This is a genomic window from Myxococcus llanfairpwllgwyngyllgogerychwyrndrobwllllantysiliogogogochensis (assembly GCF_006636215.1).
Classification (GTDB): domain Bacteria; phylum Myxococcota; class Myxococcia; order Myxococcales; family Myxococcaceae; genus Myxococcus; species Myxococcus llanfairpwllgwyngyllgogerychwyrndrobwllllantysiliogogogochensis.
In genome coordinates this window covers 1-26,238 of record NZ_VIFM01000158.1, presented here as the reverse complement: position 1 = coordinate 26,238, position 26,238 = coordinate 1, and the positions used below count along the sequence as shown (strand labels likewise).

The following is a 26,238-nucleotide window of genomic DNA, read 5'->3' as shown; positions in this document are numbered from 1 at the left end:
GGGCGGAGCGGCGGGGGCAGGCAGCGCGTGGCCCTGCGCGGCGGCCTCCTTCTCATGCGGCGTCATGGGCCGCAGGGTGATGATGGAGCCGTCCTGCTCCATGCGCAGCGAGTAGGCGCGAGAGACGGTGCGCAGCGCCTGGTCAGCGGTGACGTTGCGCAGGTGCACCTCGGCCGGGACATCCAGGTCGCCGGTGACGACCAGGTTGAGGCCGCCCTTGTCGGCGATGGTCTTCAGCGCGTCGCGCAGGCTGCCACGGAAGCTGACGTCGATGCTCCTGGCGGCCGGCGCGGACGCCGCGCTGGGGGCCGGGGCGGACTCGGCGAGCGCGAGGGGGGCGCCCATGAGCAACGCGGGGAGAAGGAATCGAGGGGAGATCTTCATGGGTCGCTCAGGCTTCCGAGGGGGTGGGGGCGCTGCCTGCGAGCCGCTTGAGGCCTGCCAGGGACGTGAGGAGGAGGAAGGCGAGGATGGCCGCCACGGCCAGACCCTCGGTGGACCACAGCGCGCGGGCGCCACTCAGCACGCCCTCGGCGAACAGCCGTCCCTCCACGAGGAAGGACGCGACGCCCGTTCCCAGCCGACCGAGCGCCTGGTCGCTCATCACCAGGTAACCCAGCCCACCGAGCAGCGAGGTCATGAGGATGGCGAGCCCGGACCACACCTCGCGACGCTGCGGCACGGGCTCGGCCGCGACCCTCGCCATGACGCTGGCGACCAGGGTGGGTGGCGGAAGGGGGTCCGCCAGTCGGTACAGGTCCTGCTCCATCAGCCGGTGTTCTTCGAGGACGGCGGAGCACGCTTCACAGTCGGCGGCGTGGTCCAGCGCGGGGCCTTCTCCTTCTTCCAGCTCCGCGAAGAGGACCTCGAGGTCGGGACAAAGGTGCGCGCTCATCGGGTGGCCTCCTCGGTGGTCATCTTCTTGCGCAGCTTCTCTCGGGCCCTGAAGAGGCGGGCCATGATGGTGCCAGGGGCGCACCCGAGGATCTGCGCGATCTCCTTCGTCGTGCGCTTCTGGACGTAGTAGAGCGCGAGGACTTCACGGTCGTCGACGGAGAGGGTGGCCATGGCGTCCTCGAGCGACTGACGCTCCTCGCGGGCGATGGCGCCTTCCTCCTGCGACGCCTCGCCGCTGGGGAGGACCTCCTTCATGGGCTCCAGCTCCTCGGTGCGCACCTTGGTGCGGCGCCGGAGCAGGTCCAGGCAGAGGTTGCGGGTGATGGCCAGCACCCACAAATCGAAGGGGCGCGCGTCGTCGTACCGGTGAAGGTTCTGGTACGCGCGCAGCAAGGCCTCCTGGGACACCTCGGCGGCCTCCGCCTCGCTCTGCAGGAGCCGGAGGGCCAGGCCGTACACCTGGCGCTGGACGCTGCGCACCAGGGACTCGAAGGCGGACGGATCTCCCCGGCGGGCCGCCTGCACGTCGGCCTTCCAGGGGAGCGGGACGGCGTCGTCAGCCATCAGCATCCCGATGGCGTGGGCGAGCGTCCCGGGGGCGTCGTCGAGGGCAAGAGCGTTCACGTCCTGGTCTACGACGTGCGCGCTCCCCCATTGCGTTCAAACGGTTCATCCCCGTTGAAGTCTTATTTCTTTCGTGATTTCGGGCGCTTGGCCGCCGTCTCGGCGCGCGCGATTTCCTTGTTCGCCTTGCGCTGGCGGGCCTTCTCGCGGAATCCGAGCGGGGCAGGGGGCGCTTCCTTGGGGGCCTTCGGGGCGTTTGCCTGGTCGGCGAGCGACCGGCCCCTGGAGGGGGACGCCGAGACGTCATCCTCGCTCGAAGCGGACCGGCTCCGGGCGGGTGCCGCCGCCCATTCAGACGGGGAGCGACGGGTCGAGGGCCCTTCATCGCGGGATGACCCACGGCGGGCGGGAGCCTCGCTCCGGGAAGAGGAGGCGCGGCGGGTCGACGAAGGCTCGTCCTCGCGAGCGGCCCCGGCTCCACGGCGGGCGGGAGCCTCGCTCCGGGAGGAGGAGGCTCGGCGGGTGGACGAAGTCTCGTCCTCGCGAGCGGCCCCGGCTCCACGGCGGGCGGGAGCCTCGCTCCGGGAGGAGGACGCACGGCGGCTGGAGGGGAACTCCGTCCGCGGGGAGCGGGCTCGCTCCTCGTCACGGGTCTGCGGGCGGCGTGAAGACGTGGCGCCAGGACGCTCCGAGCCTCGCTCACCGTCGCGGACGGGAGGACCGCGGCGGCTGGACGGCGCGCCCTCGGCTTGACTCTCCTCGATGATGCGCGCGGTGCGCTCGCGCTGGGCGCGAATGTCGTCGGCGGTCTCTTCAGTGTACGCGAAGTGGAACAGGCGCTTGACGACGAGGGTGGCGTACGCGCCCGGCGGCAGGGTGAAGGCGACGTTGACCTTGATGTCCCCGCGGTTGATCTCATCCGGCTGGGTGCGGCCGACGACGAGCTTGTGCGGGAAGGAGAGCAGGGGCCGCTCCTCGTGCTTGAAGTAGAGCAGGCGCTCGGCGTCGGGGATGCGCAGGTCCGCCAGCGTCAGCTTCTCCCGGCTCAGCACCCAGTGGACGGCCTCTTCCACCTTGGGGTCCTTGAAGGTGGTGTCGGGGGCGAGCAGGGGGAAGGTGGCCTCGCGCAGCACGCGCAGCGTGTTCGCGTCCGCGTCGCGGTGGAACAGCAGCGTGCCGGCCTGGTAGCGCATGGGGAACAGCGACTCGCGCGGCAGCATCAACTGGAGGTAGCGCCGCACGCCCTCGTTCCAGAGGAAGCTCTGGAAGGTGAAGAGCTGCATCGCCCGGTAGTCCGAGTCGATCTGCAGGAAGGCCTTCATGAAGTCCTTGGGGTGGTCCCTCAAGGAGCGCAGCACGCGGTGGTACTTCCGGGTGCCCTCGAAGGGGACGCGCGCGTCCCACTGGCCCCAATTGTCGCGCCAGAAGGCCTTCACCTTGGCGTCCTCGGTGAAATCCAGCTCCGAGGGCTTGGCCAGGAAGTTGTGCAGCGCGGCCTCGAAGTCGCCCCGGATGAGGTCCTTGGCGATGAAGCCCTGGCCGTGCTTGAGCGAGCCGAAGCGCTGGCTGTCGAAGTAGTTGACCACGCCCAGGCGGTTGACCTCGGCGGCGGCCGAGTTGAGGGGGCCCACGGACTCCGGGCCCAGCGCTCGCACCGTCACGGAGAAGCGGTTGGAGGTGATGTTGGCCGAGGACAGGGCCTTGTTCGTGCGGCCCAGGAACTTCAGGCGCAGGTCGGGCTCCTGCATGTCCACGTCGGCGCCGTCCACCGCGATGATCTGCTCGGTGCGCCCCTGCTTGTCCTTCAGACCGCAATAGCTGATGGCGCCCGGCTTCAGGCCGAACGCGTCCCGCAGGCGGGTGACGGCGTCGAACGTGGACAGCTTCTGCTTGTCCATCAGGTAGACGCGGAAACGCCCTCCATCGACTTCATCGAAGCGGTATGATTCCTTGACGCTGAAGTCTTCGGGCTTCTGTTTGATTCTCACGGGCCCCCCTTACCAGTGTGGGACCCAGGAGAGAAGCGGGGCGGAGGGGCGGCTGGGGGGTGGACTCCCCTGGGTGACGCGCCGTCCCAGGAACTGGACGCTGACCAGCCGTGCAGCCCTTCGGAGGCCCTTCGGGTCGGACAGCCGCACCAGACGTTCCCTGTGAGGGAGAGGCTCTGGTAGTGTCCGCGCCGGTGAGGATTCGCGCGTGAGCCAGGTTCCCGCCCCATTCGCTCCGAAATCCGGGCAGCTTCGCGGCCCCCGGCTGACCGGGCGCTTCGCGGACGGCACTCTGGGGGAATTTCCCCTGGGGCCGCTGACGTCGCTCGGCCGCCATCCGTCCAACACGTTGCGCCTGGTCGACCGGGAGGTCTCCAAGGAGCACGCGACGATTGAGCGGCAGGGCAAGGACTTCGTCCTGAAGGACCTGGGGTCCTCGAACGGGACGTTCGTCAACGGCAAGCGGGTGAAGGAGCTGCGGCTGAAGGACGGGGACGAGATAGCCCTGGGCTCCTCTCGCCTCATCTTCCACAGCGGCGAGCCGGCGGTGAACCACACCGCGCCCACCGCGCCGGGCGTGACGGTGGTGGCCCAGTCGGTGTCCATGCCCGCCTTCCTGGCGCAGATGGACCAGGTGCCGCAGAACTTCCGTCCGGTGGAGCTGATGACGGACGTGGAGGCGCTGCGCCGCGACTACGAGAAGCTGCGCATCGCCCACGAGTTCCACCGGCAGGTGGGCCTGCAGGGCAGCCAGACGGCCCTGTTCGAGCAGATCCTCAAGGTCGCCTTCCAGCTCCTCGCGGCGGACCACGGCGTCATCCTGAAGGTCGCCGGGGACGGGGAGTTCATCCCGGCGGCGGTGCACCACCGCACGGGCAAGCCCGTCAACGTGATGCTCTCCGACACCGTGTTGAAGCGGGTGGTGGAGACGGGCAAGGCCGTGCTGACGGCGGACGCCATCATCGACGAGCGCTTCTCCGCGGCGGAGAGCATTGTCGCGCAGGGCATCCGTTCAGCCATGGCGGTGCCGCTGATGGTGAACACGAAGATCCAGGCGGTGCTCTTCCTGGACAGCCGGCAGCAGATCAACGCCTTCTCGGAGAAGGACCTGAACATCCTCTCCGGCATCGCCTCGCAGGCGAGCATCGCGCTGGAGAACTCGGCGCTGGGCGAGCAGATCCGCGCGGAGGCGGTGACACGCGCGGAGCTCAGTCGCTTCCTGTCCAAGGCGGTGGCCGACGCGGTGATCTCCGGCGAGACGGAGGACTTGAGGCAGAGCCGGCTGGCGGAAGTCAGCTGCCTGTTCGCGGACATCCGGGGCTTCACCACCATCTCCGAGAACGAGTCGCCCCAGGAAGTGGTGTCGATGCTGAACAGCTTCTTCTCGGCGATGGCGGACGTGGTGTTCCGCTACGAGGGGAACCTGGACAAGTTCATTGGCGACTGCGTCATGGCGGTGTGGGGTCCGCCGCTCTCGCATCCGGACGACGCGGCGCGTGCGCTGCGGGCGGCGCTGGAGATGCAGGACGCGGTGGAGGAGATCAACCGTCAGCGCGTCGCGATGGGGAAGGCGCCCATCGAGGTGGGCATCGGCATCAACACCGGTCAGGCCGTCGTGGGCTACATGGGCAGCGCGGAGCGGCATGAGTTCACTGCCATCGGGGACACGGTGAACACGGCTTCTCGACTGTGCGGCATGGCGAAGAGTGGCGAGGTGCTCGCGTCGGAGTCGACGGTCCGCAAGTCCGGGCCTGGCTTCGACGTGGAGGAGCTGAAGGCGCTGCAGGTGAAGGGCAAGGAGAAGGCCGTTCCCACGTATCGTGTCCACGGCGTGGAACACACGACCGCTGCTTCCCCGCGCCGCGCATGACGACGACCCAGGAGTGTCCCAACTGCGGGATCCAGCACGATACCCGGGTCTATGTCAGTGGGCAGAAGGTGGCGTGCCGCTGTGGCATCCGCTTCGAGGTGCGGCGTCAGGACGCGAGCGGCGCTCGCGCGACGTCCCACATCACCGTTGCCCCGCACCGCGCGCAGGGCGCTCCGGAAAACACCCGCGACACCGTGGTGCCGGGGCTTGGCGCCGACGAGCGCGCCCCCCGGAGCACGACGAGCTACGCGAACGGCGGGGCCCTCCGGGACGCCTCGCTGCTGGAGGAGCGCGAGCCCCCGCGTGACGAGCCCGGCTCGGTCCATGGGCGCGTGACGCTGGTGGGCGGGACGGCGGCGAGCAGGGGCCCGCTGGCGAGTGGCATCGAGGTGCTGGGCGTGAATGCCGGCGCGGCGCCCTCGTCGAGCACGGGTGCTTCCCCGAGCGACATGGCGCTTCCCGGGGTCCCACTTCCGGGCGCGGACGTGGCCCCTCCCCTCAATGCCAGCATCGGGCCGAGCGGTGTGGCCATGCCGTCCGCCACACCCGGCCTGGAGGTTCCCGTGGGCGCGACGGTGGTTCGCTCGTCGACGCCGACGGGCCGTGGCAACGCGGACTCCGACTTGAACGTCCACGAGGTGGACACCTTCGTGGCGGCGTCGCGGGTGTCGCTGCCGGGGTTCGAGCTGCTGGAGTTGCTCGGCCGCGGTGGCATGGGCGAGGTGTGGCTCGCGCGGCAGACGTCGCTGGGACGCACGGTGGCGGTGAAGCTGTTGCCGCCGAAGCTGGCGAAGGACCCGGAGTTCGTGGCGCGGTTCGAGAAGGAGGCCACCGCGCTGGCCGCCCTCAACCACCCGAACATCGTGCAGATCATCGACCGGGGCGTCGCGGGCGAGCACTACTACTTCGTCATGGAGTTCGTGGAGGGGCGCTCGCTGAGAGAGGCCATCTCCGCTGGCGCGCTGTCGCCGCAGCAGAGCCTGAGGCTGATGCTCCAGGTGGCGCGCGCCGTCGAGTGCGCGCACGACAAGGACATCATCCACCGCGACCTCAAGCCGGAGAACATCCTGCTGGACGGGCGGGGCAACGTGAAGGTGGCGGACTTCGGGCTGGCGGGCATCCGTCAGTCGGAGTCCCGGTTGCAGCTCACCGCGACGGCGGTGGCCATGGGCACGCTGAACTACATGGCCCCGGAGCAGCGGCGCGACGCGAAGAACGTGGACGGTCGCGCCGACCTGTTCTCGCTGGGAGTGGTCCTCTACGAACTGCTCACCGGGGATGTGCCCCTGGGGCGCTTCAAGCTGCCGTCCCAGCGCGTGGCGGGGTTGGATTCGCGCGTGGACCTGGTGGTGGAGCGCTTGCTGGAGACGGACCCGGAAGCCCGCTACGAAAAGGCGGGGGAGTTGTGCGCGGCGCTGGAGACGATGATCTCCACCTCGTCCGCGCCGGGCCTGATGACGGGCATCCAGCCGGCACGCCAACTGGCGACCGCGCGCGCCCCGACGACGAGCCAGATTACCCGTCGCCTGCGCATGGGCTGGCGCCAGGTGCGCAGCGGGCTGTCCATCGTGGGCGGGCTCGCGGTGATTGGCCTGGCGGCACGGGTGTTCATGGACGCGTCGGGCCAGAACGGTTCCGAGCGGACCTCCTCCGAGCAGGGCAGGAAGGTGCGCACGCCCACCCGGCCGTTTCCGCCGAACACGTACGGCGAGGCCTTCACCTCGTCGAGCGTGGCGTTGGCTCAGAAGCCCGGCGGGGAGACCCGGTTCGGCGTCACCTTCGAGGGCCAGGGCACCGAGGAGCTCAACCTCCACAGCGGGCGGTGGGTGATCGAGGAGGGTGAGCTCAGGGCGTGGCAGGGCGGCCTGGATGCCTCGGGACGGAGGCTGGTGCCGCGCGCGTACGTGGCGCACCGCTACTTCGCGGCCGACGACTTCGACGCCCAGGTGTTGATGGACGTCAAGCCGCTCGGGGACGAGTACCCCGAGGAGCCGGACGCCCAGCACTACGGCGAGCTGTCCTTCCGCATCAAGGACCTCCAGGTGTCGGCCTTCGCCATTCCGGGCGTGGGGATGCGCCTGGCGTGGCGCTACTTCACCGAGGATGGCCACGAGGTGGTGGGCAACAGCGCGCAGGACACGGATGGGCTCGTCGAGGACGAGATGCCGCTGCCCTCGACAGGGCCCTACTTCGTGCGGCTGAAGCTGAGCCCGAAGGCGGAAGGCGTCGTGCTCGCGGAGGGCTTTCTCGGCAAGCAGCGCTTCGCCCGGAAGCTGCTTCCGGGCCTGAAGAACCGCGTCGGCAAGGTGGCGGTGGGGTGCCGCAACCTGGCCTGCACCTTCGACGACCTGTCGGTGAAGGGACAGTTGAAGGAGCGTCCTCCCCGCCAGGCGGTCGCGGGCCAGGAGCAGTAGTTCCTCCAGAGCCGGCTCCGCCTCGCGCGCCGGTCTCCTGTTTCCGACACTCCTCGCGCATCGCGCCTCGCCTCGGGCCCTTGCGGAGCGGGCAAGTGTTCTCCTGCCGAGGACTGTCCTCGGGGAGACGGGTTCTCGCCCTGGACGACCTTGCGCGGGCTTCGCGGGCGTCCCACTTTCTTCCGGTGTTCGGGGCCCTGGGGGCTCCGGTCGAGCTGCCGGGGGACGGGATGGAATTCTGGCGCGTCGTGTTGGCGCCCATCTATGCGGCGTTCCTGGCGGCGCTCGTCGTCGCGGCGTTCACGTTTGGACGGCGAGGCGCGCGAGCCCGCATCCCGCGACTTCCACTGGTCTGGTTCGGCATGCTGGCCCTGGGCGCGCTCGCGCTGGTGTTGCGCCTGGGGGAAGGCGGTGCGCCGACGCTCCTGTCGGACGAGGCCGTTGGCAAGTCCCTGGCGCTCGCGCTGCTGGTGGTGGCGGCGCTCCTGGCGGTGCGTGGCACGCGGGTGCGCTCGGGCGCGGATCTGCTGCGGGGCACGGTGCCCCAATCGCTGGATGAGGCCGTGGCGAACCTGCGCTCCGGTGAGGCGCCGGGTTGGGGCGTCTACCAGGGCACGCTCGATGCGGAGGAGGTGCTCACGTCACCGGGCGGCGTTCCCTGCGCATTCTTCGAAGCCGAACTCCGCGAGGTGGCGGCGGACGGTCGGAAGGGCGCGCTCCTGTCGCGAGAGCGGGCCTATTCGCCCGCGCTGATGTTGCGAGGCGCACAGGTCCGAGCGCGCGTGAGGTTCTCTCCCGCGTCGCTGATGGCGCCGATGCGGCCTCGTCGCTGTCGGACGCTGTCGGTGACGCCGCCCTCGTCCTGGTACGAGGAGGTGCCCGTGAGTTCGGAGGGGCGCGGGCTGTCGGGCGCGAGCGAGGCCGACGATGAAGCTCGGGCACTGTCCTGGGAGCGCGTGGGGAGCGCGGGCGACACCTGCTTCGTGGTGGGCGAGCTGCGGCGCGGCGCGCGCGAGGGCACCTACGAGCTGAGGGGCCGGCGGGGCGGGGCGGCGATGGTGGTGCTGGGCTCGGACGCCGACGTCACGAGGGGCACCCTGGCACGCCTGGCCTGGAGGCACTTCGCGGCGGCCGGAGCGATGTCCATGGCCGCCGCGTTCATGCTGTCGCGCTCGATGTGAGCCGCGCTACGGCGTGGACGGACCCCACGCCGTGGAGAACACGAGCTGCTCCTGGCTGTCGGCGAGCCGCACGGTGAAGGTCCGCTCGATTCCGCCGAGCCCCCGAGGCGTGCTCTTCGCCAGCTCCGCCAGCACCGCGCCGGCCGTGCGCAGGTGGAAGCCCGTGTTCCACAGCCCCTCCAGGTCGCTGTGCACCGTGCGCAGCTCCTCGCCGCTGCGGCGCTCCTCGATGGAGCGGCGCAGGCGCACCAGGCCGTCCACGAAGCGGCGGCACTTGGCAAGCGTGTTGCGGTTCTTGTCCGTGACTTCGGCGAAGCTGAAGTTGCCGCCGGGCGGCTGCCACGTCTTCTCGCGCAGGAGCAGGCCCGCCGCGAGCTGCTTCACCGTGGAGTCCCGCTCGATGAACCACGCGGCGATTTGCGCGGCGCGGGTGGGGGAGAGGTCTCCGGACAGGAAGCTGCCCTTGTTCATCACCTCGGTGAGGTACGACTCCCAGATGGGCGCGTAGACGAGCTTGCGGAACTCCGAGGACACGCGGGCCGTCTGCTCGCTCCACGGCATGGCGCGGGCGAGGGCGCGTGAGAACAGCTTGAGGTCGAACGTCTGGAGCCGGGGCACCAGCTCGCGCAGCATGTCGTCGGACACCTTCAGCTCGACTTGTGTCTGCACGTCCGTCTTGCCCAGATGGGCCTCGAGCTTCGTCGTGACGCTGGACGCGTCATTGGCGTCCAGCACACCCCAGACGACGGCGTCGTCCACCGCCTGCTGCAGCTCCTGCTTCGTCAGCTTCTTCTTCTGCCCCCACAGGAGCATGTGCAGGCCGTAACGGAAGTCCGACGCGGCCGGGGCCTGGGCGAAGGACTCCATGTCCGCCCGGAAGTCCACCGCCCAGCGGTTGCGGTGGCCCATCAGCGCGTCCTCGTACGTGCGCTGTCCCAGGAACGCCTGCCGCCGCGCGCCCTGCGTGTTCTCCTGCGACACCCAGGTCTGCTTGAGCGAGCCGCGCGCCTTGAACACCTCGAAGGTGCCCAGGCTCAGCGAGAAGCCCACGGTCTGCTGGAGCGTGAAGGACGCGGTGTTGAGGTAGTTCTTCAGGGTGAACCTGCCCGCGTTCTCCGGCGCGCGCAGCCACGACATCAGGTCCACCAGGTTGCCGAGCACCAGCTGGCCGTGGAAGTTCAGCGCGGTGGCCTCGTCCAGCTCGACTTCGAGCAGCGTGGAGGACTCGGAGATGCGCAGGTATTCGTACTGGAAGGCGGCGCCGATTCGCGCCTTCACCACCTTCTCCAGCGCGCCCTCCACCTTCTGCTTCAGCTCCTCCCACTCCTGCTTCAGGTGGTCCAGGTTGACGAGCTGCGGGTCCAACCCCAGCCGCTCCAGCACGGTGCGCAGCAGCGCCAGGTCCTCCGAGGAGGCCACCTTCTGGAGGGCCTTGTCGATGAGCTCCTCGACCTTGGCCTCGGCCTGTCCCGCGAGCGCGGACAGCACTTCCTTGAGTCGGGCCTGCACGGCCTCGGGGTCCGCGAAGGCCACCTGGATGCCCAGGCCCGCGCCCTGCGTGACCTCGTGGGATTTCGCCTTGCGCACCGCGAGCTGAAGGCGGCCCGGGCTCGGACGGGAGAAGCTGAGCTGGTAGTCGTCGGTGAGCGAGACGCGCGCGCGCACCAGCGCGACGATGGACGTCTTCAGCTCGATGAGCTCGCTGTTCCGGACGAAGGACAGGTCTCCCAGGTTGGTGGTGAAGAGGTCCGCCCAGCCCAGGTCCAGCCCCGTCTCCAGCATGCCGCGCACCCGCCACGACAGCGCGTCACCCGTCCCCAGCTTCGTCAGGTCCGTCGAATTCACCAGCAGGCGCGGCGAGGCCAGGTCTTCTTTCGCGGCCTCGCGCATGTTGCGCGCCAGCGGATGCGCGCGGTAGTCGCTGAGCGTGGCGGACAGCTCCGTCTTCCCATTGGCGGAGACGAAGGTGTACCTGCCGGAGGCCGCCGCCTTGACGAGCCCGGTGGCCTGATAACGCATCCACCCCTTGTCGCCGCCCAGGAGGAGCTGCGGACGCGGCGAGTCCGAGGGCGGGGCATTCGCGGCGGCCGCCTCGCCGACGATGCCGTTCTCGTCCACGTCGCCGGGGGAGTTGAAGTTGCGGACCGTGGCCTCGGCGCTGGCCTCGAAGGAGAGCGCGAAGTCCCCCAGGTTCAGCTTCGGCGGGAGGATGCCCTCGCGCGTGAGGCCCTCCTGCGCCAGCGTCACCCGGATGTCCTGGTCCTGGAGCTTCACGTCCGGAATCTTCTCGGCCAGCTCCGCCGGCAGGTTCGCCAGCGTCTCAATCACCTTCATGTGAAGCCCCCTCGACCTGCATGGAAGTGCCGTCCCAGCATGCTCCAGGTTATCCCGGGAGGCACGTGCTGTCGGCTTCGAGGTGGAGTCCAGGGCTGGCCCGGCTGGCTGCCTGGGCGCGAGGGGGTGGGCCCGCGGGGAGGAAGGTCACACCTCGTCGCCGAGGCCGTATTCCTTGAGCTTCCGGGCCAGGGTGTTGCGGCCAATCTCCAGCACCTTCGCCGCAGCCGTGCGGTTGCCCTTCACCGAGTCCAGGACGCGCAGGATGTGGAGGCGCTCCACCTCCGCGAGTGGCAGCAGTCCGGCCTCGGCCGATGAGGGGGTGGCCGTCGCGCGAGCGGGGTCCGCCATCGACTGGGGCGCCGTGCTGGCGGGAGGCAACCGGTCCATGTCGGGCAGGGGGAGGTGCTCCTCGAGGATTTCGCCCTCGCACAGCACCACCGCGCTCTCGATGCAGTTCTCCAGCTCGCGCACGTTGCCGGGCCAGCGGTAGCGCTTGAGTCGCTCCAGCGCGAGCGGGCTGAGTCGGGGCGGAGGCAACCGGTGACGTCGCGCCACGGCGGCGACGAAGTGCCGGGCCAGTCGCTCGATGTCCTCCGCGCCGCGCTCGCGCAGCGGAGGCAGGACGACCTCGACGACCTTGATGCGGTAGTAGAGGTCCTCGCGGAAGCGCCCCTCCGCCACCATGCGCGCGAGGTCCCTGTGCGTGGCCGCGACGATGCGCACGTCGACCTTGATGGCCTGGGTGCCGCCCACGCGCTCGAACTCGCGGTCCTGGATGACGCGCAGGAGCTTGCCCTGCACGGGGAGGGGCAATTCGCCAATCTCGTCGATGAACACCGTGCCGTTGTCCGCCGCCTCGAACTTGCCGGGCATGCGGTGGTCCGCGCCGGTGTAGGCGCCACGCTCGTGGCCGAACAGCTCGTTCTCGATGAGCGTGGCGGGTAGCGCGGCGCAGTCCACCTTGACGAAGGGCTTGTCGCGGCGCGGCCCGTTGACGTGGACGGCGCGCGCGAAGAGCTCCTTGCCACTGCCGCTCTCCCCGCGCAGCAGCACGGTGGCGTCAGTGGGCGCGGCCTTGCGCACCAGCCGGTAGATGGCCTGGAGCTGCGGGGACTCGCCGATGATGCGGTTGAAGAAGTAGCCCACCGGGGCGTGCGGCTGGTCTTTCGCGCGCTGGAGCTCCTGGTACAGGCTGGTGCTCTGCAGGGCGGTGCTCACCTGCGAGGCAATCGCGTCGAGCCGCTCGGTGTCCTCCGGGGTGAAGCGATCTCCCCCGCGACGGTTGAGCACCTGGAGCACGCCGTACAGCGCGCCGTCCGCGTCGCGCAGGGGCACCGCCAGCAGACTGGTGGTGCGGTAGCCCGTCATCCGGTCGATGTCCGCGAAGAAGCGCTGCTCTCCGCGCGGGTCCGGGACGTTGATGGAATGGCCCTCCTGGGCCACGGTGCCCGCGACGCCCTGGCCCAGCTTCACGCGAATCTGCGACACCTCCGGCAGGTGCGCGGCGCGGCTGAACAGCTCCCGGCGCGCGGGGTCCAACAGCCACAAGGTTCCCCGGTCCGCCTGCATGGTGGCGGCGATGCGGTCCATCAACGTCTGGAGGAATGCATCCAGGTCCACCTCTCTGCCGACGAGCGCTCCGAAGGGGAGGAGGACCTGGGTGATGTCCGCGGCAGGGGGCATGGTGGGCAGTGGCGGGAGGATGAAGGCCGACGCGTCACCATAGCATTCGAGTGGCATCGTTCCGCCCGCCTCTCAGGCCGCGCGGCCCAGGATCAGTCGCTGCCCCTCGCGGGCCGGCTCGCACACGGGGAAGAGGGTGCGCGCCTGCTCGGCCATGTCCTCCAGCGTCTCGTCGGTGTGCGCCGGGTCATGGTGGAACAGGCACAGCCGCCGCGCGCCCACCGTCTTCGCCACGTCCGCCGCGTCCATCATCGTCGAGTGGCCCCAGCCCTTCTTCGGGATGCCCTTGCGGCCGTCGTACTCCTCGGGCGTGTACTGCGCGTCCAGGCACAACACGTCCGCGCCCTCGAACAGCCGCGCCACCTCCGGCGTCAGGTCCTCGCGGCACAGCTCCACGTCCGTGGCGTAGATGAACGAGTGCCCATCCGCCTCCACCCGGTACGCCAGGCATCCCTGCGGGTGCGGCACGTCGATGGGCGTCACCTTGAAGGGCCCCACCTCCACCGTCTTGCCGTGCAGCGCGGACAGGAAGTCCATCCGCGAGCGCATGATGCTCAGCGGCACCGGGAAGTGCGGCGGCTGCATCTGCGCCGCCAGCTCCGACTGGAGCGCCTGCGCGCCATTCGCGCCGGGGCCGTACATCGTCAGCTCCGTCGTGGGCAGATACGCGGGCGTGAAGAAGGGGAAGCCCTGCACGTGGTCCCAGTGCAGGTGCGAGAAGAACATCGCGACCTTGTGCGGCGGGCCCTCGCGCATCATCACCTCACCCAACGCCCGGATGCCCGTGCCCGCGTCGAGGATCAACCGGTGGCCCTGGCTCGTCACCTCCACGCACGCCGTGTTGCCGCCGATGCGCGAACCCGAGACAGCGATGCTCCCCCGAACGCCGTAGAACCGGATATCCATGACGACCTCCTCATTCAATGGAGGGCCTCCGTGAGGACGCCCTGATGCCCCGTGCTTGAGCACGTGGGATGCCATGTCCAAGTGGCTGGAATTATTGACGAGAGGTCTGACGTTGCGGGGCACCGCACCATTCTGGAGCGCCCCTGGATGGTGCGGCCGTACCATTCCGGGGCATCAAGAATTACGGGGAGTTCCGACTGATGGCCAGGCTGCTGGGGGCCCTGGCGTCCATCGCCCGCGTGGGAGATCCGGTATAGGACGGAGCCATGGCGTTGATTGCGTTCTGCACCATCAAGGGTGGCGTGGGGAAGACGACGCTCTGCGCGCACGTGGCCTCCGCGCTGGCGGACATGGGCAAGCGCGTGCTGCTGTTGGACCTGGATCCCCAGGCGCACGCGTCGCTCGTGCTGGGGCTGGAGAGTCGCGAGGGGCCGTGTGTCGGGGAGGCCCTGGGCGCGCGGCCCAAGTACCGGTTGGACCAGGTGGTGGTGGCGTCACCGAAGCGGCCCACGCTCTTCATCGCGCCGGCGGCGCCTCGCATGGCGGCGATGGAGCGCGAGCTGTTCCAATGGGGACACCGCCTGCAGGCGATTCCGCGCGCCTTGAAGACGCTGAGCTGGACGCCGGACGTCATCCTCGCGGACACGCCGCCGAGCATCGGCGCGTACACGGAGGCGGTGCTGGGCTTCTCCGACCTCGTCGTGGCGCCGGTGCCCACGGGGGCCTTCGCGCTCCAGGGTCTGGGTGAAATCGAAGCGGCGTGGCGCGACGTGCGTGAGCAGCAGAGCGGCGAACTGGTGGCGGTGGTGAACCTGTGGGACCGGCGCACCACGGCGACCAACGAGGCGATGGAAGAGGCGCTGAAGGACTCGACGGTGCCGGTGCTGCGCGCGCGGATTCCGCGCTCGGAGTCCATCAATCAAGCGGGGCTGGGCTACGAGGTGGTGTTCGACACGAGCCCCGCGGCGCCGGGTGTCGAGGAGCTGCGGGCCCTGGCGCAGGAGCTGGCGAAGCGCGTGGGCCTGCGCTGACTTACGGCGTGGGCACCCGCCCCGGGAGCACGGGACGGGCGCCTTCGCGCGAATCACTCAGAGGTGGTAGTGGCCGGCGGCCTCGGGCTGGTAGGGCACGGCGACGATGCGCAGTCGCTTGGTGCGCCCGCTCGGCAGCGGCCAGGCAATGGACTGCCCCACGGACAGGCCGATGAGGGCGCTGCCGATGGGGGCCAGCACGGAGATGCGACCCTCGTCGCTCTTCGCGTCCCTCGGGTAGACGAGCGTGACCTGCCGCTGCTCGCCGGTCTGCTCATCCTCGAACAGCACGGTGCTGTTCATCGTCACGACGCTGGGAGGAACCGTCTCCGAGGACACCACCTGGGCCCGGGACAGCTCCGAATCAAGCATCTCCACGAGCTCGGCCGTACGGCCCCCTCCATGGTGGTCGATGACCTGGCGCAGACGCTCCAGGTCGGTCTCAGTCACGATGAGGGACTGCTCGCTGGTCATGTCGATGGCTCCCGTGAAAAGTAAAGAATGAGGATAGGGTCAACACCGCGCCAACGGCTGGGCGAAATATCTATTCCCGGCGAGCCCGGAGAGCCATGCGGGCCTCAGCCGCCGTCGTCCGGGAGCTTCAGCACCCACCACTCGATTCCCTGGGCTCCGTCGTCCGCGAGGAAGAAGACCTGGGGCCCCGCGCGCGTGAAGAAGTAGGGGAGCGCGCCGAGCTGTCCGGGTACCAGCTCCTGTCGTAACCGCGTCCCGGACTCCATGCCGTGGGTCTCCCAGAGCTCCGCGCCGTTGACTCCGTCGTCCGCATGGAAGAGGGCGGTCGTGCCCACGCCTGTCATCCAGCGGGGCTCCGAGTGGGCGGGGCCCGGGTGGATGTCCTTCACGAGGAAGGCGCTGCCGGGCGTGCCGTCGGTGCGCCACAGCTCGATGCCGTGGGTGCCGTCATCAGCGCTGAAGAGGACGCTTGAACCCAGCGCGCCGAACCACAGGGGATAGGAGCCCTCCGGGCCGGGGTACACGTCGAAGGCCAGGGTGGTGCCGCTCTCGGTGCCGTCGCTGAGCCAGGGCTCGCGGCCCGCCATGGGGTCCGCCGCCGCGAAGAAGACGCGGTCTCCCGCGACGGTGAAGGTGTCCGCGTATGAACCGCTCGGGCCCGGCCAGATGTCGCGCAGGAGCCGGGTACCGGCCTCGCTGCCATCACTGACCCAGGGCTCCTCGCCGTGCTCGCCGTCGTTGGCGGCGAAGACGAGCCGCGAGCCGAGGGTGGTGAAGGTGTTGGGGAACGAGCCGGTGGAGCCTGGGAGGAGGTCTTTCACCAGGTGTGTCCCGGGCTCGGTGCCGTCGCTGATGCCGAGCTCCCATCCGGCGTCAGGGAAGTTCGCGAGGAAGAAGATGCGCGAGCCCACGACGGTGAGGTAGCGCGGCGAACCGTCCTCGGCGCCAGGGGCCAGGTCCTTGACGAGCGTGGTGCCCGCGGGGGTTCCGTCCGTGCGCCACAGCTCCTCGCCGTGGTTCGCGTCGCGCGCGTTGAAGTACGCGATTCCGTCCAGCACGACCAGGGTTCCGTCGCCCTGGCTGCTCCCCGAGCCGGGCCGGATATCCCTCACCATCACCGTGCCCTCGGTGGTGCCGTCCGTGCGCCACAGCTCCCGGCCGTGGACGCCATTGTCGGCGAAGAAGAGGACCCATGGGCCGACGACGAAGAAGTCGGAGGGCTCGGAGGATAGGGGGCCCGGGCGCAGGTCCTTGATGAGCACGGTGCCCGCCGGGGTTCCGTCCGTGCGCCATAGCTCCTGGCCGATGCTGCCGTCGTCCGCGTCGAAGTAGAGCGTGTTGCCTCGTGCCGTCCACGCGCGGGTGTTGGCGCTGCCTGGGCCCGGGAAGATGTCCTGGATGAGTCGCGCGGGTGAGGGGCTCGAGTGCAGCGTGTCCTCGTCGTCGCCCGGCCACAGCAGGTGCTTCGTGGCGACTCGGAAGTCGTAGCCCACGTCCCGGGCCCACAGCTCCGCGCCGGTGCCGCGCTCGTTCGCGGTGAAGAACACCCTGCGGCCGCTGACCGTGAAGTCGCGCGCGGCGGACGAGAACGCGCCGGGGGACAGGTCCTCCAGTCGAGAGGTTCCGCGCCCGGAGCCATTGCTGCTCCAGGGCTCGTGGCCCTTCCCGGTCTCGCGTGCGGAGAAGTACAGCCGTCCCCTCGCTTCACGGAGGAAGGCGAGGGCGGAGCCCTGGGGGCCGGGCACGAGGTCCTTGACGAGCACTGTGCCGTCGGGCGTGCCGTCGCTGCGCCACAACTCGTCACCGTGATCGGGGGACCAGGCGGAGAAGTAGAGGCGCCCGTCCATCGCGGTGAGTTCGCGGGGGTTGGAACTGGCGGAGCCCGCGGCGATGTCGCGCACGGGGAATGTCCCGAGCACGGAGCCATCGCTGCGCCACAGCTCGTCGCCATGGTCGGGGAAGTTGGTGACGAAGAAGAAGAGGTTGCCCGCGGCGCGAGCGCGCAAGGGCCCATCGAGCGTGGGGAACGGGAGGTCCATGAGCCTCACCGTGCCATTCGGGTTGCCGTTGCTCGTCCAGAGGGCGAGTGCGGGGAGTTCACCGGGAAGGACGTCGTCGTCCTCGTAGCTGACGAAGAAGAAGAGTCGGCCGTCCACCTGGGTGAGCGCCCTGGGGCGGACGATGACGCTGGGCGGGGCATCGACTTCCTTCACGGCGACGGTGCCGCCGGTCGTGCCGTCGCTGCGCCAGAGGACCCGGTCGACGAAGAAGTAGAGCCGGCCTTGCGCTGCGACGAGTTGGGAAGGGAATGCGCCGGATGGACCTTCCGCGATGTCCTTCACCAGCGCGGTGCCTCCCTCGGTGCCATCCGTCCGCCACAGCTCGACGCCGGACTGGCCGTCATGGGCGAAGAAGAAGAGGTGCTCGCCGAGCTGGACGAGGCTCTCGGGATGGGAGCCCAGGGGGCCTGGACGCAAGTCCACGACGAGGCGGGTGTTCGAACTCCGTCCTTCACTGCGCCACAGCTCCTCGCCGTGCTCGCCGTCATGGGCGACGAAGTAGAGCGTGTCTCCCACCGCGGTGAGCTCACGCGGCTCCGAGCCGAGGGGCCCGGCGCGGAGGTCCTTGACGAGGAAGGTGCCTCGGTCCGAGCCATCGCTCTTGAAGAGTTCGGTGCCTCGGGAGCGGTCGGTGGCGACGAAGTAGAGGGTGCCGTTGACGTCGGTCAGTTCATGCGGGCCGGAGCTGAGGCGGCCTCCCGCGATGTCGTCCACGGGGTAGGGGGAGTCCAGCACGTCCGGGGTGCCCCCCAGTTTTCCCATCGACAGGGTGTCCGCATCTCCTCCGCCACAGCAGAGCGCGGAGACCAGCAACGTGAGGAGCAGTGACAAAGGCAGGAGCGGCAACGCCATGAGGGACACCGTTCTTCGCGCGACATTTCTCGCGCGAGTGGGCGCCAAAGGTGGCTTGCTCCCGCCTCGTGAAAACCCACCCTCCAGGGACGGGGAATTGAGCGCTCGGGCACATCGCCACGGTCGGTCCGAGGCGACTCAGCGGCCGAAGCCGCGTCGAGAAGTGCGCCACGGTGGATGGAACAGTGTCAGCCTGGGGACCACTGTCTGGTCCGGAGGGCCAACATGTTCACGTTCATCGATGGCCTGTCGTCCTTCCTGACGCCGTTCGTTCCTTGTGACTACTGCTACCTCTCGCCCGAAGCTCATCTCCAACCCGCGGACCTCGTCACGCTCGGCATGGGCCTGGCGTGGATGCTGGAACAAAAGCGGGAGGACCTCGCGGGGTGGTATCGGCCGCTGAGCCTCGCGTTGTTCGAGCGCTTCGGGCTCGTGAATCTTCCTCAGCACGAAGCGATGCGGGAGCAGACGTCCGGTGTCGAACTGCTCAAGATGCTCGGGGTCGTCGACTCGCCGGAGAGGTCCGATGGATTGGGACGCGCGTGGCTGATGCGCAGCCGGCTCCTGGCGCTGCCTGAATGGGCCTCGGGAGTGCTGGAGGGCCACCCGTTCCAGCTCTCCGTCAGACATCGAAAGATGCCGACTGAACTACGTCCCATGGCAGAGAACGTGGCCAACGAGCTGGCCGCTCACGCCACTTCCGCGACAGCACTCGCGCGGAAGCTGGACCGCTCCATCGTCGCGCTCTGGGGCTGCCCGCTCGAACGGCTCGACCAGCGTGTCACCGTGGCCGAGCTTGTCGCCGAGGGACTTCAGCTCCAGACGTTCGAGCCCTGACGCTCAGAACGGACTGTCCGCGCCGCGTGTCGGCAACACCGACACGCCGCCGGACAGATACGCGTCGATGGACTTCGCCGCCTCGCGGCCATCGGATAGGGCCCAGACGATGAGGCTCGCGCCCCGGCTGGCATCCCCCGCGCTGTAGACGCCATCCGCCGAGGTGGCGAAGCGCTTGTCCACCTGCACCGTGCCGCGAGGCGAGAGCGCCACGCCCAGGTCGTCCACGAGTCCCGTCGTCTCCGGACCGGTGAAGCCCATCGCCAGAATCAGCAGGTCCACCTCGAGCGTCGGCTCGGAGTCGGGAACCTCCACCAGCCTCGGGCCGCCGCCGACCGCGCGCTGCACCTCCACCTTCACGGCGTGCAGGGCCTCCAGTTTCCCATCCGTGCCGACCAGTCGCTTCGTCTGCATCGCGAAGCCACGCTCGCCGCCTTCCTCCTGGCTCGACGACGTGCGGAAGACCACCGGCCACCGGGGCCACGGGTTGTCCAGCGCGCGCACGGAGGGAGGCGAGGGGAACAGCTCGATTTGCTGCACGCTCTTTGCGCCCTGCCGCAGCGCCGTGCCCAGGCAGTCCGAGCCCGTGTCACCCCCCCCCAGGATGACCACGCGCTTGCCGGCCGCGTTCAGTCGCTCCTGCTGTTCACCGTGCCCATCCACGAGCCGGTTCTGGTGCTCCAGGTACTCCATGGCCTGCACCACGCCGCTCAGCTCGCGCCCAGGCACCTCCAACTCACGCGCCCGTCGCGCGCCCATCGCGAGCAAGAGAGCGTCATGTCGCCCGCGCAGCTCACGGAAGCTCACTGATCCGCCCACGTCCACGCCGGTGCGGAACACCACGCCCTCCGCCTCCATCAGCGCGAGGCGACGGTCCACCACGGACTTCTCCAACTTGAAGTCCGGAATCCCGTAGCGCAGCAGCCCTCCGGCCTTCGGGTCGCGCTCGTACACGGTGACGCTGTGACCGGCCGCATTGAGCTGCGCCGCCGCCGCCAGCCCCGCGGGACCCGAGCCCACCACGCCGACAGTTCGTCCCGTGCGTCGAGGGGGCGGCCGGGGCTTCACCCAGCCCTCCGTGAAGGCGCGCTCGGCGATCTCCTTCTCCATCTGCTCGATGGTCACCGCGTCGCGGTCGATGGCCAGCACGCACGCGGCCTCGCACGGCGCGGGGCACAGCCGGCCCGTCATCTCCGGGAAGCCGTTGGTGCGGGTGAGGATGTCGTACGCCTCGCGCCAGCGGCCCCGGTACACGGCCTCGTTGAAGTCCGGGATGAGGTTCCCGAGCGGACAGCCCTGGTGACAGAAGGGGACGCCACAGTCCATGCAGCGCCCTGCTTGTCGCTTGGCTTCCTCGGGAGCCAGCGGCAGCGCGAACTCCCGATAGTCGCCCAGCCGCTCCTGCTTCTCGCGCTTGTGCGGGTGGACGCGGGCCCACTCCATGAATCCGGTCGGCTTGCCCATGGTTCAGCCCCTCCCGCCGACGACGTGTTGGAGCTGCGCCCCCACCGGGGTCTCCGGTGGCTTCTTCGCCGCGCGTCGCGCCTGCAACACGCGCTTGTAGTCCGTCGGCATCACCTTCACGAACCGGGGCACCATCAGCTCCCAGTTGTCGAGCACCCGCCGCGCCAGCGCGCTATGCGTATGCCGCAGGTGTCGCTCGACCATGCCGTGCACGAGCCAGATCTCCGACTCGTCCACCAACGACTCCAGCTCCACCATCTCGAGGTTGCACCGCTGTCGGAAGGTCGACTCCTTGTCCAACACGTACGCGGTGCCGCCGCTCATGCCCGCCGCGAAGTTGCGGCCCGTGGGGCCCAGCACCACCACCACGCCGCCCGTCATGTACTCGCAGCCGTGGTCTCCCACGCCCTCCACCACCGCCTGCGCGCCGCTGTTGCGCACCGCGAAGCGCTCCCCCGCGAGTCCTCGCAGGTACACCTCGCCCGCCGTGGCGCCGTAGAGGGCCGTGTTGCCCACCAGCACGTTCTCCTCCGCCACGAAGCGGCTGGACTGGTGCGGGTAGACGATGATGCGGCCGCCCGAGAGGCCCTTGCCCACGTAGTCGTTGGCGTCTCCCTCCAGCTCCAGCGTGACGCCGGACACCAGGAACGCGCCGAAGCTCTGGCCCGCCGAGCCCTTCATCCGCACGTGCAGCCGCCCGTCCGGGAGCCCTCGCGCCCCATACTTCTTGGCGATCTCCCCGGACAGCATGGCGCCCACCGCGCGGTGCGTGTTGCTCACCGGCCGCGTCAACAGCATGGCGGGGCCACCGTCGAGCACCGCCTTCGCGTCGCGAAGCAGTTCGTGGTCCAGGTGGTCCGACACATCCTTGGAGCGGGGCACCGTGCAGTGACGGGGCTCGCTCTCCGGAGCGGCGGGCGCGGCCAGCAGCGCGGAGAGGTCCACGCGTCGCGCCTTCCAGTGGTCCACCGCCGCGCGCTGGCGCAGCAGGTCCACCCGGCCCACCAGCTCCTCCATCGTCCGAGCCCCCAGCGCCGCCATCTTGCGCCGCAGGTCCTCCGCGATGAGCAGGAAGAAGTTCACCACGTCCTCGGGCTTGCCCTGGAAGCGCTCTCGCAGCGCTCCGTCCTGCGTGGCGATGCCGGCCGAGCACGTGTTGAGGTGGCACTTGCGCAGCATGATGCAGCCCACGGCCACGAGGCTCGCGGTGGCCATGCCGAACTCCTCGGCGCCCAAGAGCGCGGCCACCAGCACGTCGCGCGCGGTGCGCAGGCCACCGTCCGCCTGCACGCGGATGCGCGAGCGCAGCCCGTTGTGCACCAGCACCTGCTGCGTCTCCGCGAGGCCCAGCTCCCACGGAAGACCCGCGTGGTGGATGCTCGAAATCGGCGAGGCGCCCGTGCCGCCCTCGTATCCGGAGATGACGACGCAGCCCGCGCCCGCCTTCGCCACGCCCGCGGCGATGGTGCCCACGCCCACCTCGCTCACCAGCTTCACGCTCACCCGCGCCTTCGGGTTGGTGGACTGGAGGTCGTAGATGAGCTGCGCCAGGTCCTCGATGGAATAGATGTCGTGGTGCGGAGGAGGGGAGATGAGCGTCACGCCCGGCGTGGACCAGCGGACCTTGGCGATGCGCTCGTCCACCTTGTGGCCCGGAAGCTGTCCGCCCTCGCCGGGCTTGGCGCCCTGGGCGACCTTGATCTGCAGTTCGTCCGCGTTGACCAGGTACTCGGTGGTGACACCGAAGCGCGCGCTCGCCACCTGCTTGATGGCGCTGCGGCGCAGGTCGCCGTGCTCGTCCGGCTGGTAGCGCCGGGACTCCTCGCCGCCCTCGCCGCTGTTGGACCTGCCACCCAGCCGGTTCATCGCGATGGCCAGCGTCTCGTGGGCCTCCGCGCTGATGGAGCCGAAGGACATGGCACCCGTGACGAAGCGACGCGCCAGCGACAGGGCCGGCTCTACTTCTTCCAGGGGGACGGGACGACAACCCTCGGTCACGACCTCCAGGAGACCGCGCAGGTTACAGTGCTCGTGCGTCTCGTCGTCCGCCAGCCGCGAGTACTCCGCGAACTGCGCCGCGTCGTTGCCGCGCACCGCCGCCTGGAGCTTGGCGATTGTCGCCGGGTTCCACTTGTGCCGCTCACCCTGTCGACGCCAGCGGTACTGGCCGCCCACGGGGACCTGGCCCTCCGCCGTTTCGAAGCCGCGCGCGTGGCGCTCCGCGACCTCGCGCCCCAGCTCGGGCAGGCCCACGCCTTCCACTCGGGAGGGCGTACCGGTGAAGTGGCGTTCAATCAGGCCGCGCTGAAGTCCCACCGCTTCGAACAACTGGGAGCCTCGGTAGGACTGGAGCGTGGAGATGCCCATCTTGGACATCACCTTCATCAGTCCTTCCTCCACGGCGTGGATGAAGCGCTCCTGCGCCTTCTCCGCGTCCACCCCCAGCTCTCCCCCGTCCGCCATCGCCCGCACCGTGTCCAGCGCCAGGTACGGATTCACCGCCGCCGCGCCGTAGCTGAAGAGGCAGGCGAAGTGATGCACCTCGCGCGCCTCCGCCGTCTCCAAGAGGAGGCCCGTGTACATGCGGATGCCGTCACGGACCAGGCGCTGGTGCACCGCGGACATGGCCAGCAGCGCGGGGATGGCCGCGTGCGTGACGTCCACGCCCCGGTCGCTCAGGAGCAGGATGCTCGCGCCCGCGTCCACCGCGTCGACCGCCGCCGCGCACAGCTTCTCCACCGCCGCTTCCAGCGCGCCCTCTCCGCCGTCCAGGGGATAGAGCAGCGACAGGCGCTTCGTCTCGAACAGGCCCTCGCCGTGGATGGAGGCCAGCCGCGCGAGCTGCCCGTTGGTGAGGATGGGGCCGGGAAGCGAGAGCCGATGGCACTGCTCGGGCGTCTCCTCGAAGGTATTGCTCTCCGGGCCCAGCGCCGTCGCCAGCGTCATCACCAGCGACTCGCGCAGCGGGTCGATGGGCGGGTTCGTCACCTGCGCGAAGAGCTGGTGGAAGTACGAGAAGAGGCTGGGGGCCTGGTCGCTGAGGACCGCCAGCGGCGTGTCCGTGCCCATGGAGCCCACCGGCTCCTTGCCCGTCTCGGCCATGGGGGTGATGACCGAGCGGATGTCCTCCACCGTGTAGCCGAACGCGCCCTGGAGTCGCGTCAGCTCGTCGCCTCGCAGCCGCTCCGGCGCGGCGATGGTGGGCAGGTCGTCGAAGGTGAAGACGTTGCGTTGGAGCCAGCGACGGTAGGGCCAGCGCGTGCTGATGTCGCGCTTCACCTCTTCGTCCTCCAGGATGCGGCCCTCGGTGGTGTCCACCAGCAACATGCGGCCCGGCGTCAGGCGCCCCTTGCGGCGGACCTGCGAGGGTGGCACGTCGATGACTCCCGTCTCCGAGGCGAGGATGATGCGGTCATCCTCCGTGACAAGGTAGCGCGCGGGCCGCAGCCCGTTGCGGTCCAACGTCGCGCCGATGAGCTGCCCGTCCGTGAAGGCGATGGCCGCGGGCCCGTCCCACGGCTCCAAGAGCGCGGAGGAGTACTCGTAGAACGCGCGCTTCTCGTCCGACATCAGCGCGTCGCCCTCCCACGCCTCCGGAATCATCATCATCATCGCGTGGGGCAGGGTGCGGCCGCCCAGGTAGAGCAGCTCCACCATGTTGTCGAACTGCGCGGAGTCGCTCTTGCCCGGGACGATGATGGGCCACAGCGGCTCCAGGCTCCCGCCCAGCCGCGCCGTCTGGAGCAGCCCGCGACGCGCCGTCATCCAGTTGCGATTGCCACGCAGGGTATTGATTTCGCCGTTGTGCGCGATGAAGCGGAACGGCTGCGCCAGCTCCCACGTGGGGAACGTGTTGGTGGAGAAGCGCGAGTGCACCAGCCCCAGCGCGCTGACGAACTCCGTGTGCTGGAGGTCCGGGTAGAAGCGCGGCAGGTCCGCCGGGAGCAGCAGCCCCTTGTAGACGAGCGTCTCCGAGGAGAGGCTGGCCAGGTGGAAGCGGCCCATCGGGTCCACGCCGCGCGCCTGCACGCGGTTCTCCGTCAGCTTGCGGATGCGGTACAGCTTTCGCTCGAACGCGCTGGGCACCACGCGGCGCCGCGCGATGAAGAGCTGGCGGATGACGGGCGCGGCCTCGCGAGCCACCGGCCCCAGGTGCTCCGGCGCCACCGGGACGTCGCGCCAGCCGAGCACGCGCTGACCCTCCTCGGCGACGACCTCCTCCAGCACCGCCTCGCAGGCGGCCCGGGCTTCGACCTCCTGCGGGAGGAACACCTGCGCCACGCCGTACTGTCGACGCGGAGGCAGCTCGAAGCCCAGCTCCGGCGCCTCATGCTCGAAGAAGCGGTGCGGCAGTTGGACGAGGATGCCGGCGCCGTCTCCCGTTCGAGGATCCTTCCCCGCGGCCGCCCGGTGGCTCAGGCGGTTGAGCAGTTCCAGGGCGTCCTCGACAATGCCTCGAGAGCGCTCACCTCGCAGGTGAGCCACGAAGCCCACTCCGCAGGCATCGTGTTCGGTCTCGGGCTCGTAGAGGCCGTACCGGCCGGGGAGGATCGCGGTCATCAACTTCCCCTTTCCCGCCTGACGCGGGAGGTCATCGCTGTGTCGCTACACGCTAACGCGACGCGTCGACTCCCGTAAAGAAGCCACGAGCGAGAGGCCGGTGGTTGGGCAGTGGGCCAAGGGGCCATGCCGGCCACCCCCAAGACGGAGGCCCTCGTCAATGGGTGGGCAGTCGATTGCCCTCGGGGGAGGGGCGGCCTCGTCACGCCGTGGGAGGGACCCACCGTGGTGGGTGGACCGGGGGCGCCCGGGATTCGCTATGAAGCGGCGCGTCCGCGCGAGCTCTTCTCGCACGGCGTCATGAGGACCGCGCCATGCCCTACACCCCCATCATCGGCACCCTGGGCTACGTGATGTCGCCGGACGGGCAACGGGTGCTGCTGATCCACCGCAACGCCAGGCCCGACGACGCGCACCTGGGCAAGTACAACGGGCTCGGCGGGAAGATGGAGCGCGACGAGGACGTGGGCGCGTGCATGCGCCGCGAGATTCGCGAAGAGGCGGGCATCGAGTGCACGCGCATGGTCCTTCGCGGCACGCTGTCCTGGCCCGGCTTCGGCAAGCACGGTGAGGACTGGCTCGGCTTCGTCTTCCGCATCGACGCCTTCGAGGGCACGCCGCTGGAGCGCAACGCGGAGGGCACGCTGTCCTGGGTGCCCCTCGACGAGCTTCCTCGCCTGCCCATGTGGGACGGAGACCGGCACTTCCTGCCACTCGTGTTCGACGAGGACCCTCGGCCGTTTCACGGCGTCATGCCGTATTCCGGGGGACGCGCGTTGAGCTGGAGTTTCACGCGGCTGTGAGACGCACCCTGTCTGGGTTTGCCACGCGCGGGGTGCGTGTATTGGCCACTGTGATGAAACAAATACGTCCAAGTCGAGCTTGCGCGTTGACGAGCCCTGGCTCGCGGGCGTAGTTCTATGGATTCTGAAGATGAGAATGGTTCTCAATTTCAATATTCCCTCCATGGAGGGCGTCCCGCCGGCCGAGCGGAGCGTGTCGTCCGGGCAGCTGTTCCGCCTGGGCGAGACGTTGGAAGGCGAAGGCGTCTGGGCCCGGTGGGGCTGGGCGCTCGTCATGGCGGTGGTGGTTCACGTGGGGGTGTTGGGGGTCTGTCTCT

Annotated in this window: 16 protein-coding genes and 2 pseudogenes; 7 read left to right on the top strand and 11 right to left on the bottom strand. The window is 69.6% G+C overall.

Going from position 1 to position 26,238, the window contains the following annotated elements; all coding sequences use genetic code 11:
* The 4 genes and pseudogenes from FJV41_RS31200 to truD form a co-directional block, all read right to left on the bottom strand.
* Positions 1 to 384, bottom strand: a pseudogene (locus tag FJV41_RS31200) (hypothetical protein); the annotation flags it as partial.
* A 7-nt stretch (positions 385 to 391) separates the two neighbouring features.
* Positions 392 to 895 carry a hypothetical protein gene (locus tag FJV41_RS31195; RefSeq protein ID WP_141646236.1) on the bottom strand — a complete coding sequence of 168 codons (504 nt, stop codon included), beginning with the start codon at positions 893 to 895 and terminating at the stop codon, positions 392 to 394.
* Positions 892 to 1,461 (bottom strand): RNA polymerase sigma factor, encoded by a 570-nt coding sequence (locus FJV41_RS31190; protein ID WP_174459296.1) that lies wholly within the window; start codon positions 1,459 to 1,461, stop codon positions 892 to 894. The genes FJV41_RS31195 and FJV41_RS31190 overlap by 4 nt, the downstream gene beginning before the upstream one ends.
* Before the next feature lie 122 nt (positions 1,462 to 1,583).
* The gene (truD, locus tag FJV41_RS31185) at positions 1,584 to 3,449 is read right to left on the bottom strand and encodes a tRNA pseudouridine(13) synthase TruD (RefSeq protein WP_141646234.1); all 1,866 of its coding nucleotides are present in this window, start codon (positions 3,447 to 3,449) and stop codon (positions 1,584 to 1,586) included.
* Positions 3,450 to 3,657: 208 nt separating this feature from the next.
* On the opposite strand from truD, the gene FJV41_RS31180 reads away from it, so the two are divergent.
* The 3 genes from FJV41_RS31180 to FJV41_RS31170 all read left to right on the top strand — a co-directional run bounded on the left by FJV41_RS31180 (position 3,658) and on the right by FJV41_RS31170 (position 8,914).
* Positions 3,658 to 5,319, top strand: coding sequence for an adenylate/guanylate cyclase domain-containing protein (locus FJV41_RS31180; protein WP_141646233.1), 1,662 nt, complete (start codon positions 3,658 to 3,660; stop codon positions 5,317 to 5,319).
* Complete coding sequence (locus FJV41_RS31175; RefSeq protein WP_141646232.1) at positions 5,316 to 7,733, top strand: serine/threonine-protein kinase; 2,418 nt, start codon at positions 5,316 to 5,318, stop codon at positions 7,731 to 7,733. The genes FJV41_RS31180 and FJV41_RS31175 overlap by 4 nt, the downstream gene beginning before the upstream one ends.
* A 230-nt stretch (positions 7,734 to 7,963) precedes the next feature.
* A complete protein-coding gene (locus FJV41_RS31170) occupies positions 7,964 to 8,914 on the top strand; it encodes a hypothetical protein (RefSeq protein WP_141646231.1) in 951 nt (316 codons plus the stop codon).
* Between the two features lie 6 nt (positions 8,915 to 8,920).
* Here the strand turns inward: FJV41_RS31170 and FJV41_RS31165 are convergent, their stop codons facing one another.
* The 3 genes from FJV41_RS31165 to FJV41_RS31155 form a co-directional block, all read right to left on the bottom strand.
* A complete protein-coding gene (locus tag FJV41_RS31165; protein ID WP_141646230.1) occupies positions 8,921 to 11,248 on the bottom strand; it encodes a hypothetical protein in 2,328 nt (775 codons plus the stop codon).
* A gap of 147 nt (positions 11,249 to 11,395) precedes the next feature.
* Positions 11,396 to 12,991 (bottom strand): sigma-54-dependent Fis family transcriptional regulator, encoded by a 1,596-nt coding sequence (locus FJV41_RS31160; protein ID WP_141646229.1) that lies wholly within the window; start codon positions 12,989 to 12,991, stop codon positions 11,396 to 11,398.
* Between the two features lie 15 nt (positions 12,992 to 13,006).
* Complete coding sequence (locus FJV41_RS31155) at positions 13,007 to 13,840, bottom strand: MBL fold metallo-hydrolase (RefSeq protein ID WP_141646228.1); 834 nt, start codon at positions 13,838 to 13,840, stop codon at positions 13,007 to 13,009.
* 266 nt (positions 13,841 to 14,106) lie between these two features.
* Here FJV41_RS31155 and FJV41_RS31150 point away from each other — a divergent pair, with 266 nt between their 5' ends.
* Positions 14,107 to 14,871: a ParA family protein gene (locus FJV41_RS31150; protein WP_174459284.1), complete on the top strand. Its 765-nt coding sequence runs from the start codon at positions 14,107 to 14,109 to the stop codon at positions 14,869 to 14,871.
* Between the two features lie 57 nt (positions 14,872 to 14,928).
* Here FJV41_RS31150 and rnk read toward each other — a convergent pair whose 3' ends face one another.
* Both rnk and FJV41_RS31140 read right to left on the bottom strand, forming a co-directional pair.
* The gene (gene rnk / locus FJV41_RS31145; protein ID WP_141646227.1) at positions 14,929 to 15,345 is read right to left on the bottom strand and encodes a nucleoside diphosphate kinase regulator; all 417 of its coding nucleotides are present in this window, start codon (positions 15,343 to 15,345) and stop codon (positions 14,929 to 14,931) included.
* A gap of 104 nt (positions 15,346 to 15,449) precedes the next feature.
* On the bottom strand, positions 15,450 to 18,257 hold the full coding sequence (locus FJV41_RS31140) for an ELWxxDGT repeat protein (protein ID WP_141646226.1): 2,808 nt from the start codon (positions 18,255 to 18,257) through the stop codon (positions 15,450 to 15,452).
* Positions 18,258 to 18,482: 225 nt separating this feature from the next.
* Between FJV41_RS31140 and FJV41_RS31135 the strand changes: the two genes are divergently transcribed.
* Entirely contained in the window at positions 18,483 to 19,094 is a 612-nt protein-coding gene (locus tag FJV41_RS31135) for a hypothetical protein (RefSeq protein WP_141646225.1), read from the top strand.
* Between the two features lie 3 nt (positions 19,095 to 19,097).
* On the opposite strand, the gene FJV41_RS31130 is transcribed toward FJV41_RS31135, so the two are convergent.
* The gene (locus FJV41_RS31130) at positions 19,098 to 20,558 is read right to left on the bottom strand and encodes a glutamate synthase subunit beta (protein ID WP_141646224.1); all 1,461 of its coding nucleotides are present in this window, start codon (positions 20,556 to 20,558) and stop codon (positions 19,098 to 19,100) included.
* A 3-nt stretch (positions 20,559 to 20,561) separates the two neighbouring features.
* Positions 20,562 to 25,118, bottom strand: a complete 4,557-nt coding sequence (gltB, locus tag FJV41_RS31125) for a glutamate synthase large subunit (protein ID WP_141646223.1) — start codon at positions 25,116 to 25,118, stop codon at positions 20,562 to 20,564.
* Positions 25,119 to 25,432: 314 nt separating this feature from the next.
* On the opposite strand from gltB, the gene FJV41_RS31120 reads away from it, so the two are divergent.
* The gene (locus tag FJV41_RS31120) at positions 25,433 to 25,921 is read left to right on the top strand and encodes an NUDIX hydrolase (RefSeq protein WP_141646222.1); all 489 of its coding nucleotides are present in this window, start codon (positions 25,433 to 25,435) and stop codon (positions 25,919 to 25,921) included.
* A 136-nt stretch (positions 25,922 to 26,057) separates the two neighbouring features.
* Positions 26,058 to 26,238 (top strand): annotated as a pseudogene (locus FJV41_RS31115) (energy transducer TonB); the annotation flags it as partial.